The sequence below is a fragment of the Nostoc sp. 'Lobaria pulmonaria (5183) cyanobiont' genome (assembly GCF_002949795.1).
Classification (GTDB): Bacteria; Cyanobacteriota; Cyanobacteriia; order Cyanobacteriales; family Nostocaceae; genus Nostoc.
This window is the reverse complement of sequence record NZ_CP026692.1, coordinates 2,158,638-2,171,561: the sequence shown is the minus strand read 5'-3', so window position 1 is coordinate 2,171,561 and position 12,924 is coordinate 2,158,638. Positions and strand designations below refer to the sequence as shown.

Here is a 12,924-nt window from a genome sequence, read left to right as displayed (position 1 = left end):
TATGCAGGAGACTTCAGACTAAAGCACGACCATCAGTACCTTTAGTAAGTGTTCGTACATTCCTATCCACCTGATCGTGTTCAATTACAAAGATTGCAAGAAAACCCTCTTGGATTTGAACTGCCCGCCAAACATCAAAGTATGGCTCTAACTCTTCGTAGTTACCAATTCGATCCGTTAGGTAAGGGTAAAGTTTCCTGCTAGGGAGTACCAAGGCAGCACCTAGAAAAATACCACGTAGCAATCCGAGAACCATTTTATTAACTGCTCGATGGCTTGAGGAAATATTACCAGTTTCCCACTCAAGAGCGAAAAGATAATTGTCAAGGACTTTTGTTGCATCGACCTTTCCTGGTGATTTGGTTGCATAATTAATTCGAGTTTCAAGTCTCCATCCAAACTGATCTCTCAACGCAATCATGCAAGCTTCTTTTATAGGCTTCACACCATTACCATGCTTTGTTGGATTGATTGTAAAGCTGGATGTACCAGGAGGATACACAATTAGAGAGATAGCATTACGAATTTCAGTGCGAATGATACACCAATCGTTTGATTCTTCAAAACTTCCAATACTGATTAAAGAAACTTCTTGAACAATCTTCATAACTAAATCTCGCTTTACTTCGTTACACCACCTTAGAAGCCGTCTACATCTTCCCTTTACGCGATAACGCCCCTGTCTTGTCGATGATATGCTGATTGGCATGGCGATCGCTCCTCATTTAGCAACCTCCGCAAATGCTCACGAGTACGGTTCTACTGACAGTGTTGTTTAGGTAATTTATTTTTTCTTTAAAATCTCTTGCTTACCCAGCCAAAAAAAGCTATCTCTGAATGCAAGTTGGTATCATTGTGCAAGACTACCCTAATGTGGTAGCGATCGAGTTACGATCTTGTCACACCCTTTTTTTGATTTGAGAAGTCCTATTCCAGAATTTTCTGGTTAAAATAGTATATCTGTTCTACTCCAACTTCCAGAGCAACACTCCTTAAAACCATATATTTAGAGGCATTAGAGGCAGGAATGGCTATCAACACCGATACTTCAGGCAAGCAAAAAGCGCTGACTATGGTGCTCAACCAGATTGAGCGCAGCTTTGGTAAAGGAGCAATCATGCGCTTGGGCGATGCCACCCGGATGCGGGTGGAGACTATTTCCAGTGGGGCGCTCACCCTAGATTTAGCATTGGGTGGTGGTTTACCCAAGGGTCGGGTAATTGAAATTTATGGTCCGGAAAGTTCCGGTAAGACTACAGTAGCGCTACACGCCCTCGCCGAAGTGCAAAGAAATGGCGGTATTGCTGCCTTTGTTGATGCTGAACACGCCCTCGATCCTACTTATGCTGCGGCATTGGGTGTAGATATTGACAATCTGCTGATTTCCCAACCTGACACAGGCGAATCAGCTTTGGAAATTGTCGATCAGCTTGTGCGCTCTGCTGCGGTTGATATTGTAGTTATAGACTCAGTAGCAGCGTTGGTTCCCCGTGCTGAAATTGAAGGCGATATGGGTGATGCTCACGTTGGTTTGCAAGCGCGGTTAATGAGCCAAGCTCTACGTAAAATTACTGGCAATATTGGTAAATCTGGTTGTACAGTAATTTTCATCAACCAGTTGCGGCAAAAAATCGGTGTTACTTACGGTAGCCCAGAAACTACTACTGGCGGTAACGCATTGAAATTTTACGCTTCGGTGCGCTTGGATATTCGCCGGATTCAAACCTTGAAAAAAGGTACAGATGAATATGGTAATCGCGTTAAAGTCAAAGTTGCCAAAAATAAAGTAGCGCCGCCTTTTAGAATAGCGGAATTTGACATTATTTTTGGTAAAGGTATTTCTACCTTAGGTTGTGTTGTTGACTTAGCAGAAGAAACTGGCATTATTGTCCGCAAAGGAGCTTGGTATAGTTACAATGGCGATAATATCTCCCAAGGACGAGATAACGCCATTAAGTATCTAGAAGAAAAGCCTGAATTTGCTGAAGAAATTAAGAAACTAGTGCGTGAAAAGCTAGATAAAGGCGCTGTTGTTTCTGCTAACTCCGTAGCTAAAGCCAGTGACGAAGATGAAGAGGAAGAAGTAGATTTAGAGCCAGAAGAATAAGGAATCTGGATTTATTAATCTGCAATTGCTAACATATGGTGCGTTACAAAGACAGCTAACGCACCTTATTTTTTCAAAAATCGAGATTTGGGTATTGTAAAATATAAGTCTAAATCCAGACAGTGAATAGATTTGGACTCATCTTCACATCCTACTTGATATTTTGGGGTAGGCGTAGCCCGTCGTAAACATCGCACTGCCTTGTCACTATTGGTCAAAGATTGGGAATATGCTACTTAAGGCAGAGCCAATACTGCTCGGTTAAGAAGATTTCTCGGTTGGGTTGAAGGTCGTCAAACCCAATAAAGCCATAAAAATGTTGGGTTTCGTTCCTCAATCCAAGCTACCCCGAAGTGCTTTTTTAGGCAAAACCTACGCAGTATTGAAGCAGAGCCGGCTAAAAAATTGCTTCTTTACTAGAAGCAGAGAAGGAGGATAAAATACTGAATCAGGGTTTCAGTCTGAAGTTGACACTAATGACCATCTGTATGGTAATATCTCATAGCATTATGCTAAAAAACTTTGCCTAGAATCAAAGAGTAGCCAACCCATGAGTTTAGCTGTAATTAAGTTCTCTTCAGAAGAGTGCGGCATCTGCCACAAAATGTCTTTTTATGACAAAAAGGTGGCTGAAGAACTGGGTTTAGAATTTATTGATGTAAAAATGCAAGATACGACTGCTTATCGCAAGTATCGCAAGATTTTATTGACTCAATATCCCGATAAATCAGAAATGGGATGGCCTACTTACATTATCTGCAATTCTCCAGAGGGTGAATTTCAGATTGTTGGTGAAGTAAAAGGGGGTCATCCCAAAGGAGAGTTTAGAAGCCGTCTACAAGAAGTTCTGAATTCTACAGCTAATCAGAACTAATTACCTCAAAAGATTTGACCTCTAAGACAGGGCCAATCATGGCAATAGTCATGACATCTTCGCGTACCTGTCCTTTAACTTTTGCCTTTTGTCCGGCTTTGAGTAAGTCTTTGTCAGCCCCTTTAAGGATTTCGTAAGTAACACCCTCTTCTGTAACTAACGCCCATGCGCCTGTGCCAATATCACGACGTTCGATTGTACCTGTAAGTGTAATGCTCATAAGAATGGGGAGTGGGGAGTTAGGGAGTGGGGAGTAGGGAGTAGGGAGTTATTAAGAATTCTTTCCCATTCCCCATTCCCCGTTTACACAATTTTTTCTTCGTTTTTCAATGCTAAACGAGCAAGTCCATAGCAGATTAGGGCATTGACAATGAGAAAGAGGCGTGCTAAATTAGCACTTCCAAATCCCCAAACTGCCGGCTCGAAAAACGCACTTGTAGTTAAGCAGGCTGCTACACCTAAAGTTGAACCAATGGCAAACCATTTCCAACTAGGATGTCCCAGCAGCAATGCCATTAACACAATCGGAATCAGTACGCTAGCAAACAGGGGATTCAACGTATCAGTTCCTTGGAGGGTATTGCCTAGTTCGGGAATTGAACTGCCCAAAACTCGGAAAGGCCATTGAGGAAGATCAAAAATATAGATTCCCTTGAGGAAGAATAACCCAGAACTGCCGGCAATTAGTCCACTGGATAAAGACCAACTCCAAGCGAAGGGGAAGTAAACGCGTAAAAACCAAGCTAGCAGATAGGAACCAACTACCATTAAAATCTTGGGTAACAGTGCGATCGCACCACCATCAATCCAAAAGCCGGGGTTAAGATAGCCGCTATCCCGTAACCACCGAAAGAAATCTGGGAAACTGATTTGCCCGCTAAAGGCTAGTTTGACTGCTGCTTCTGCATTGAGTTGTCCGGCGCCATAATAGTTCAAACCATCATCCTGGATAACTCGTGCCGACTGCTTGAGGACTTTTAAAACTTCATCTGGTTCTTTGATGCCAGCAGCTTTAATTAATGCTACAACACCAGCAACGTGGGGAGAAGCCATACTTGTACCCTGGAAACCCAGAAATATGCCTTCGCCATTTTCATCGATAGTTTCTTGGAGAATCTTACCAGCTTCACTACCACCAGGAGCAGATATATCTACCCCTGCACCAAAGTTAGAATAGGGCGCTCTTTCGCCATCTGGGCCAATTGCCGAAACGCCGATGACATAGGGATAGCGGGCTGGATAACTTGCTCCGTTGGTGTTTTCATTTCCGGCTGCGGCAACAATAACTACACCTTTTCTATGGGCATACTCGATCGCATCTTTCATCAACTTGCTTTCACCGCCACCGCCCAAGCTCATATTAATCACATCTGCGCCTTTATCAGCGGCAAATTTAATCGCTTCGGCAATATCGGCAACGGTACCACCACCAAATGAACTGAGTACCTTCAGCGGCATCAGACTGGCTTCGTAGGCAATTCCAGCGACGCCATATTTGTTATTTGTAGCTTGGGCAATAGTTCCAGCAACATGGGTTCCGTGACCGTTATCGTCTGTGGCTTCTTCTCGGTCGTTAACAAAATCATAGCCCTTGACGAATTTTGTCTCATACAAGTCGCGAACCTTGGTAATTCCCGTGTCAATAACTGCGACTGTGATGCCACTGCCTTTGGTTTGGCTCCATGCGCCTTCAATACCGATTTTGTGCAAGTTCCACTGCTTGCTGTAATATTGGTCGTTGGGGCCAGTTAATGAAGGACTTGCTTCTTCATCTTCTTGGGGTCGCAAAAATTCACCTAGCCAAGCGGTTTTACCCGGTTGTGGAATCTTGCTGTAGATATAGTTTGGTTCAATGAATTCTGTAGCTTGGGCAAACTGAGATTTTTTCAGTTCTTGGAGCCGTTGGCGATCGCCCTTGATAATATACACATTATCTTTTTTGGAAAACTTGTTGTCTAATTGGGGTGTAACGTTGTATTGTTTGGCGATCGCTTGTAAATCCTGTTCCACGACAAGTGATGGAATATCTTCGCGAAAATCAAGCAAAATCGTCTCAAACTCTCCTTTAGCTGCCAATCCCTGAAAATTCAGGAAACTAAATATGGCAACTCCCAGCCCAATGACAAACAAGCACAATAATATAAGCTTTCTCATATTAACTCATCACCGCTTTTTGCCAGTTTGCTCACTACCATAACTTATCTGCACCCTTTGATGGTAGATTTTGCACTTTTAGTTACAAGTTTTATTCAGGAATCAGGATTTTTTAACGATGGAACGTGGTCTTTTGTGGTTGCCTCTGTTAGTAATGTTTTTCTGGTTAGCTTGGCAAGGCTCGAAGGAGTATCAAAAAGTCGAAGCCTATCGCGCCTGGGCAGAGCAATTTGAACGGGCTAAGTATGATATTTATGCTGTATTAGGTCAAAAAGACAACAATATCACTTGGGGAAAACCCACACCTCAAGGACCGATTAAACTAGAAACATTCTCCTTGCTTGATATCAAACAAATCCAACTTTTAGTAGATGAAAAATTAGTAGATGTAAACAATCCATCTGAAAAAGGTCGTTCTATAGAATTAGAATTTCTATTTTCCGAATCTACTAACTCAGTGCGGGTTCCGTTTACAGAAATCCCTTTGGCAGCAGAATGGGGTAAGTTTTTGCAGGGGCTATTACAAGACTTGCGATCGCAACCACAGCAGTAGTTATATTAAAACTATAAGTTACAAATATGACGGCTATTTCTGGTCAAAAAGTTAGATCGCTAGTAGTGATATTATTCATAGGCAATGACGTTTTTATTAGTAAAGATGTTTTTTGGAATGGCTTTTACTTAACTACCATTTATTCAACATCTCCATAAATTAAATATACGTTATCCAAAAACCTTGTAGAGATGTAGCACTGCTACATCTCTACATTCTTTTTCACCAGATGTTGCGCCCCTATGGGTGTGGTCTATCTAATTGAAAGCCGCCTTAAAATTCGATTCATGTTTGGATTACACTTGCATTCAGTTAACCCGACCCAGCTATGCTTGAATGATGAAATCAGAGGCAGTAAGAGAGGGCGCACCAGTAAGTTGTGCAAATTGACCACCACTGCCGAAACCAGCAGCGCTACCATTTTGATTGTAAAATAACTGCCCAGTCATACGGTCGTAAACAATTACAGCATCGCTAAGTGCCCCTAAACTAGTGATTTGGAAATCACTGGCGTTACTAAAACCCGTTCCCACATCAGAAGTAATAGCACTAAAAGTAGTCTGATCGAGGACAATCTTATCACCTTGAGAGTGATTGAAGTCACCAATAGTATCAATACCCACAGCAGCAGTATTAAAGATAGAATTGGTGTCGTAGAGGAAAGAGTCAGCACCTGTACCACCCACAAGAGTATCGTTTCCCCGTCCACCAATTAGAAGATCGTTGCCAGTACCACCCCGCAGTAGGTCGTCACCACCGCTGCCATCAATGGTATCATTACCCCCTTGACCATTAATCACATCGTTTGAACTGTAAAAACCGCTGATGTTATTGTTCAAGTCATTGAGGAAAGTGACAGTATTTGCTGTAGAAATATACGTTTGAGTGGAGTTGGCACTAATCACATCAAAGCTTTTGGTAACACTGTCTTCTCCGTCAAATATGATATTGCCAATGGCAGGTCTTGTTGTCGATGCGGCTAAGTTGTCTAGGTTTTCTAACTTAAAGTTTTGCAAAGTGACTTTGGTATTAGCCACATTTCCAAAGGTGACTTCTAAATTGTTGCCATTTTGAGTTAATTGCAGATTTCTTGCAGTCAATTCAGTCCCAATAAATTGCAAGGTATCTACTTTGGCAATTACCGCAGCCGAAGGATTTGAGCTAGTACCTACACCACCAAAGTCAGTGATGCTGTAATTGCCATCGCCTCGTCGGATAGTAAAGGTGTCATTGGAGTTAGTGCCATTGAGAACTTTAATTCCTTGAGGAGGAGCGGGTCTGACTTTGCCACTAATGGCAAAGTCAAAAGAGCTTTCATCAATATCGTTGTTTTTTAAACTTAAGTTGCCACTATAAGTACCGGCTGTAGTGGGATTGAGTGCCACCGATATGGTAGTAGAAGCATTAACAGCCACGCTCGTTGGAAGAGTTCCGACCAAACTAAATCCGTCGGGAAGTTTAAGATTACTCAGCTTGAGCGCGCCTGTACCGGTGTTCTTGATAGTAAAGGTTTTGGTCAAGGTATCACCAACAGTCGTTTCACCAAAGTTAATGGCAGTGGTGTCACCATCTGTAATGTCAACATTGTCATTGAGAACTTGAATTTCCGGGGTATAAACTGTGCCACTAATGCCAAAGTCAAAGGGGCTTTCATTAACATCGTTGTTGTCTAAACTGAGGCTGCCACTATAGGCGCCGGGTGCAGTGGGATTGAGTGCCACCGATATGGTGGTGGAAGCATTAACAGCCACACTCGTTGGAAGAGTTCCAACCAAACTAAATCCGTCGGGAAGTTTAAGATTACTCAGCTTGAGTGCAGCTATACCGGTGTTCTTGATGGTAAAGGTTTTAGTCAAGGGTTCACCAACAAGAGTCTCACCAAAGTTAATAGCGGTGTTGCCATCTATAATCTCAACATTGCCATTGAGAACTTGAATTTCTGGGGTTTTGGTAGAGTTGCGGGGAGCTTCGTATGCACCAATATCAATGACTGTACTGCCATTACCATCACCATCCTGAGGAGTCCTCTTAGTAATGCTATTGAAAGCATTGGAACCACCATCGATCGCAACACTTCCAGGTTTGAGTGCAAAATTCCCTTTGTCTGCATCAACAAATTGAGGATCTTGACCCAAAAGATTTTGTAACCCAGTAGCGTTTAAATTATCTGAAGCTTGGAATACGTTCGAGTTATAAACAAGATTGCGATCGAAAATTACATTTGTGTCATACCTAATTCTGTTAGCATTTTGATTGTCGCTTGCATACATAATGTTGTTGTATACACGTACATTTTCCGAGTAAGTAACACCAATCTCTCCAGATTCTGGAAGAACCTGGGCATTCTTGTAAGCTGTGTTATTGATCACATCAACATTGGTAGCTTTGAAAACATTAATGCCTGCACCTCCATTGTTGTAAGTAATGTTATTTGCAATTAATGCTTTACCTGTATAGGCCACATTATCTATGCTGATATCGGTAGTATCAAGCATAATCCCATGTCCCTCAGTGATTTTGTCAGTGCCTCCTCCTTTCCACGGAACTAAACTTTGGTTATCGTAGACAATGTTGTCTCGAAAAATCATTCTGTAGTCAGTGGTATTGTTATCAAAATTAAAACTGCGGAGAGACGTTATTCCCTGATTGCCGTAAGGTGAATACCAAGCGTTTCCAGACACAATGTTTTTCTCAACAGTTATATAGTCTGAATTACTGAATGCTATACCTCCACCTGGAAAGTTACGGATTGTGTTACCAGTAATGACAATATGATGGGGATTAGTACCACTTACACCAGCGTCGTTTTTCCATGTATTAACAGCAATTCCATCACTATTGGTCAAGGGATTATTAAGGTTATTCTTCTCTTGCAAGGCATAGTCGAGAGTGATGTTTTCCCGATTGCCTTTTATATCAAGTCCTTCAATCCGCACGTAGGATGAACTCAATATAGTAATGCCACTTCCCGTTGTTGTTATCGTTGGCGTAGCCCCTGGATAAGCTTTTATTGTTGTCCAGTTATCTGGTGAGCCATTCAAGTTTAAAAGCGTAACCCCTTTCATTTGATAATTTCCATTCATAACGTAGAGCGTGTCGCCTGCTTTCATCTCATACACAGCTCTACCCCAGGTGAGAAATGCAGATTTTTCGTCTAAGCCATTATTTTTATCGCTGCCTGTTGCAGAAACGTAATATGTATTGCCAGCCATCTGTTTACTCCGAATATATGTAGGGGAAATTGGTAGTACAATCTCAGCAACTTTCTTCAGTTGCTAAGTAGTTATTTGAATGAGTCATCTATCTGCACTGTTAAGGACAGTCACAGTTGTCCGGTCGCGACTTAAAATCGCGTCGATTGTAGAAACGCTGTTGTAAACCTGAAAAATTTTTCTCCTGTCAACCGTTGACGGTCAAACTAGGAATATCAATACCGTCAATTGTCAGAGTTTTGTTGAGAGTAATTGGACGATTAACGCGTAGATGCTCTACTCCAGACTTGTCATCAGACATCCTCTTAGCAAGACTAGATAAAGTTGAATTGAATCGTATCTTCATCTTTAGCAGCTGCATAGGCGTAGCCCGTCGTAGACATCGCTGCTCTTTGCAAACCAGCTTTAGCATCTACTTTTTTCAATAAAACGATCGTATTTGGCATATTAATTCCTCTGAACTTTATGCGTTGTTTTAAGTCAGGGGGTTGCCAAATCTGCATGGTAAAATTCACCCTTGGTTGATAACTGGGGACTTAAAGTTAAAGCAATCGAAGTTAAATTGGTTGAAACTTTAGTTAGGTTGACCCTTTAACTTAAGGGGACTAATGTAACAACTTAGTTGAACCTGTTTTAAGCGGTGTAACTGAGCGTTGTGAACTTAATTAAAACTAACCTTTACAAATAGCACTTGATATCAGTGAATGCTCGGAATGTGGTAAATTTTTTTACAACAAGCCCCAAAAAACTATGGAAGTGTCTAGTGGAGTCAGTCGTTGAAATCGGGCAGGAGGGAAGAGGATTTTAGCGTAGTTCATCAATCTTTGAGATAGTTTGGTTTGATGACACCAACTTACTTAATCTTTATAATATGAACACTGAAATAAACTCCAGAATACCTGTTGCTTTAACTATTGCTGGTTCAGATAGCGGTGGCGGTGCAGGAATTCAAGCTGATTTACGTACCTTTGCTTTTCACTGTGTCCACGGTACTAGTGCTATAACCTGCGTCACGGCGCAAAACACTCTAGGAGTGAAGAGGGTTGATGCTATGCCAACAGAGGCTGTTGTGGCGCAAATTCAGGCAGTAGTTGAGGATATTGGCGTACAAGCTGCCAAAACAGGAATGTTGCTCAATCAGGAAATTATCTTTGCTGTTGCCCAGCAAGTGGAAGCTTTACAAATCAATAATTTAGTAGTCGATCCAGTAATGGTGTCACGCACGGGAGCACAATTGATTGATGATGATGCTGTAAAGACTCTGTGCCATGCCCTGATTCCCAAAGCGGTTATGATTACGCCCAATCGCTATGAAGCCCAAATTTTGAGCGGTTTACAAATTAATTCTTTAGAGGATATGCAAGCCGCGGCTGAAATTATTCACAAGACTTTAAAGACGAAGGTTGTTTTAGTTAAAGGTGGAGGTATGCAGGGAGATTTGCGTGGCGTTGATATCTGGTTTGATGGGGATAAGTTGGAAGTTTTGACTTGCCAGCAAGTAGAGACAAAAAATACCCACGGTACTGGTTGTACACTATCGGCTGCGATCGCTGCTAATCTAGCTAAAGGAAAAGATTTGTGGCAGGCAGTGCAACAGGCAAAGGAATATGTGACTACCGCACTCACTTACGCCCTAGATATTGGCGAAGGGCAAGGCCCTGTGGGACACTTCTTCCCATTGTGGAGACTAGGGACTAGAGACTAGGGATTAGGGATTGGAGACTGGTCATTGGGGATGGGGACTAGAGAAAAGTTTTCTCAGTACTCCATCCCCAATGCCCAAATAAAAAATCTTTGCCCTTTCGATATTTTTCTATTATTCTTGGGCATAGTTTCAGGGGTGACTATCTCTGTTAGCATCTCTGTACGATCTAATTACTTTGATTTTTAATACCAAGCCCCCGATGCGAACAACCATAGGTTCTGTTCACAGGAATTCGCCAACACCAACTACTCAAGCCTACCCTCCCTCTGTACCGCTATCTGTATACAGGGAATTGTCAACAGAGTTGCAAGCAGTACAGGCGAGGCTAAATGCACTCACCATTCAAAATCAGCAACTAGCACAAGAAAATCAACTATTACGTCAAGAAATTACCAAAGTCGTTGAGTCTTTTTCTCGTTTGCAAAATTTTGTGGATTCCCATGCTACACCTAGTTATCACCAAGCCAACCAAGCTTCTGATGACGTTAAAAGTGCTGCCAAACAGCCGGTAACACAAGCACGTCCACCTCAGCAGGTTTCTCGTTCGCGTCCATCCGTTGTGCCCAAAACACCACCCGAAAAAAGCCGTCGCCAAGACTTTTCTACACCTGTAATGGAAATGAATTTTCCGATATCAGAACCAGTTTTTATAGAAGAGCAACAAGTAAATTATTATTCCACTACTGAGCCAGATGTTAAGGGAATCAATGGCTGGTGGTTAATTATTACCATCTTGTTAATCATGCTGACTGCCTTTAGTGCTGGATATTTCATTGTGCGTCCCTTGTTTGAACATCAGAAACGTTAGTTGACATTCCCACGGTTAGCAGCAGTAGCAGACTTTCAGGCTACCGTGTAATTTGTCTGTAATCACTCTCTAAATATCCGAACAAATATGCTAAATGGCAGAAACGAGCTATTTTTAGGTTATAAAAGCTACATAAAATGCTAAATTGACAGCAATTTCTTTATGTTAGAACCTCAAAGATTATCCAATTAACAAATTATTGCCGCTTGTCATGTCACAAAACCTCAAGTAAAGCACTTAAACTTTAAAAAAGTTGTAATTATTACATATTTTTTAGGAAAAGCACTGCTAGTTACAGCTTCAGACAGCGGATCTGGTTAGATATATAAACGAAGCTAGTAGAAGTCAGGAGTCAAGAAGATGAAAAAAGTAGAAGCTATTATCCGCCCATTTAAGCTAGATGAGGTAAAAATTGCCTTAGTTAACGCTGGTATTGTTGGCATGACTGTTTCTGAAGTCCGGGGGTTCGGACGGCAGAAAGGTCAAACTGAACGGTATCGGGGTTCTGAATATACTGTTGAGTTTCTGCAAAAACTCAAAGTGGAAATCGTCGTTGACGACAATCAGGTTGATATGGTAGTAGATAAAATTATTGCTGCTGCTCGCACTGGTGAAATTGGCGATGGTAAAATTTTCATCTCGCCTGTTGAGCAAGTGATTCGGATTCGCACCGGCGAAAAGAACACAGAAGCAGTTTAAAAAAGTTATGAGTCGTGAGTCAGGACTAATGAATGAAGATTTAGCAGAATTCATAAATCCTAACTCTTGTACAGACGCGTTAATCGCGTCTCTCCTAACTCTTGCACAGACGCGATTAATCGCGTCTCTCCTAATTCTTAACTCTCTCTAGTTGCGGAAGTAAAGCCGTAAAAGCCTTGCCTCGATGGCTAATTGACTTCTTCAACTCCCGTGTCATTTCAGCAAAGGTCAATTGCAATTCTTGCACATAAAAAATTGGGTCGTAGCCGAAACCACTATCACCACGAGGTACGTGGAGAATTTCGCCGCGACAAACACCTTCAGATTGTAATACGATCGCACCATCAGGACGAGCGATCGCTACTGCACAAACAAATTGAGCTTGCCGATTTACCTCGTTGCCTAATTCTTTGAGTACCTTAGCAATGCGTTCTGAGTCGGTTTTGGCGTAACGTGCAGAATACACCCCTGGGGCGCCATTTAGGGCATCTACTTGCAAGCCTGAATCATCAGCAATTGCCCAGTTTCTCGTAGCTTTAGCAATTTGTGACGCTTTTAGACAAGCGTTGGCGGCAAAAGTTTCGCCCGTCTCATCAATTTCCAATTCTTCAGGTTTGCGGGTTAATTCCCAACCAGAATTTTCCAGGTAAGCCTGCATTTCCCGCAGCTTACCAGGATTTCCTGTGGCTACTACAAGTAATTTGGTCATTAGTCATTAGTCATTGATCATTGGTCATTAGTCATTGGTCATTGGTTATTGGTCATTGGTCATTTACCAAGGACAAAGGACAAAAGACAAATGACTAATGATT

The 12,924-nt window shown here is 42.0% G+C and carries 12 protein-coding genes; 6 read left to right on the top strand and 6 right to left on the bottom strand.

Annotation, left to right across the window (positions count from 1 at the left end; translation table 11 throughout):
* Positions 1 to 13 precede the first annotated feature (13 nt).
* Positions 14 to 607, bottom strand: coding sequence for a restriction endonuclease (locus tag NLP_RS09340; protein ID WP_104906159.1), 594 nt, complete (start codon positions 605 to 607; stop codon positions 14 to 16).
* Between the two features lie 420 nt (positions 608 to 1,027).
* Here NLP_RS09340 and recA point away from each other — a divergent pair, with 420 nt between their 5' ends.
* Together recA and NLP_RS09330 are read left to right on the top strand one after the other, a co-directional pair.
* Positions 1,028 to 2,107 carry a recombinase RecA gene (gene recA / locus NLP_RS09335; RefSeq protein ID WP_104906158.1) on the top strand — a complete coding sequence of 360 codons (1,080 nt, stop codon included), beginning with the start codon at positions 1,028 to 1,030 and terminating at the stop codon, positions 2,105 to 2,107.
* Between the two features lie 550 nt (positions 2,108 to 2,657).
* Complete coding sequence (locus NLP_RS09330; protein ID WP_094327275.1) at positions 2,658 to 2,981, top strand: thioredoxin family protein; 324 nt, start codon at positions 2,658 to 2,660, stop codon at positions 2,979 to 2,981.
* Here the strand turns inward: NLP_RS09330 and NLP_RS09325 are convergent.
* Together NLP_RS09325 and NLP_RS09320 are read right to left on the bottom strand one after the other, a co-directional pair.
* Positions 2,968 to 3,201: a hypothetical protein gene (locus NLP_RS09325; RefSeq protein WP_104906157.1), complete on the bottom strand. Its 234-nt coding sequence runs from the start codon at positions 3,199 to 3,201 to the stop codon at positions 2,968 to 2,970. The genes NLP_RS09330 and NLP_RS09325 overlap by 14 nt on opposite strands.
* 83 nt (positions 3,202 to 3,284) lie before the next feature.
* A complete protein-coding gene (locus NLP_RS09320) occupies positions 3,285 to 5,135 on the bottom strand; it encodes a S8 family peptidase (protein WP_104906156.1) in 1,851 nt (616 codons plus the stop codon).
* Between the two features lie 118 nt (positions 5,136 to 5,253).
* Here NLP_RS09320 and NLP_RS09315 point away from each other — a divergent pair, with 118 nt between their 5' ends.
* Positions 5,254 to 5,688 (top strand): hypothetical protein, encoded by a 435-nt coding sequence (locus NLP_RS09315; RefSeq protein WP_104906155.1) that lies wholly within the window; start codon positions 5,254 to 5,256, stop codon positions 5,686 to 5,688.
* A gap of 326 nt (positions 5,689 to 6,014) precedes the next feature.
* On the opposite strand, the gene NLP_RS09310 is transcribed toward NLP_RS09315, so the two are convergent.
* Positions 6,015 to 8,900, bottom strand: coding sequence for a choice-of-anchor D domain-containing protein (locus NLP_RS09310; RefSeq protein WP_104906154.1), 2,886 nt, complete (start codon positions 8,898 to 8,900; stop codon positions 6,015 to 6,017).
* A gap of 314 nt (positions 8,901 to 9,214) precedes the next feature.
* On the bottom strand, positions 9,215 to 9,346 hold the full coding sequence (locus NLP_RS35500) for a hypothetical protein (protein WP_267894912.1): 132 nt from the start codon (positions 9,344 to 9,346) through the stop codon (positions 9,215 to 9,217).
* A 425-nt stretch (positions 9,347 to 9,771) separates the two neighbouring features.
* On the opposite strand from NLP_RS35500, the gene thiD reads away from it, so the two are divergent.
* From thiD to NLP_RS09290, 3 genes are all read left to right on the top strand, one after another.
* On the top strand, positions 9,772 to 10,605 hold the full coding sequence (gene thiD, locus NLP_RS09300; protein ID WP_104906152.1) for a bifunctional hydroxymethylpyrimidine kinase/phosphomethylpyrimidine kinase: 834 nt from the start codon (positions 9,772 to 9,774) through the stop codon (positions 10,603 to 10,605).
* Between the two features lie 199 nt (positions 10,606 to 10,804).
* Complete coding sequence (locus tag NLP_RS09295; protein ID WP_104906151.1) at positions 10,805 to 11,413, top strand: hypothetical protein; 609 nt, start codon at positions 10,805 to 10,807, stop codon at positions 11,411 to 11,413.
* 360 nt (positions 11,414 to 11,773) lie between these two features.
* Complete coding sequence (locus NLP_RS09290; RefSeq protein WP_012410794.1) at positions 11,774 to 12,112, top strand: P-II family nitrogen regulator; 339 nt, start codon at positions 11,774 to 11,776, stop codon at positions 12,110 to 12,112.
* A gap of 130 nt (positions 12,113 to 12,242) precedes the next feature.
* On the opposite strand, the gene rdgB is transcribed toward NLP_RS09290, so the two are convergent.
* Positions 12,243 to 12,821: an RdgB/HAM1 family non-canonical purine NTP pyrophosphatase gene (gene rdgB, locus NLP_RS09285; protein WP_104906150.1), complete on the bottom strand. Its 579-nt coding sequence runs from the start codon at positions 12,819 to 12,821 to the stop codon at positions 12,243 to 12,245.
* Between the last annotated feature and the right edge of the window lie 103 nt (positions 12,822 to 12,924).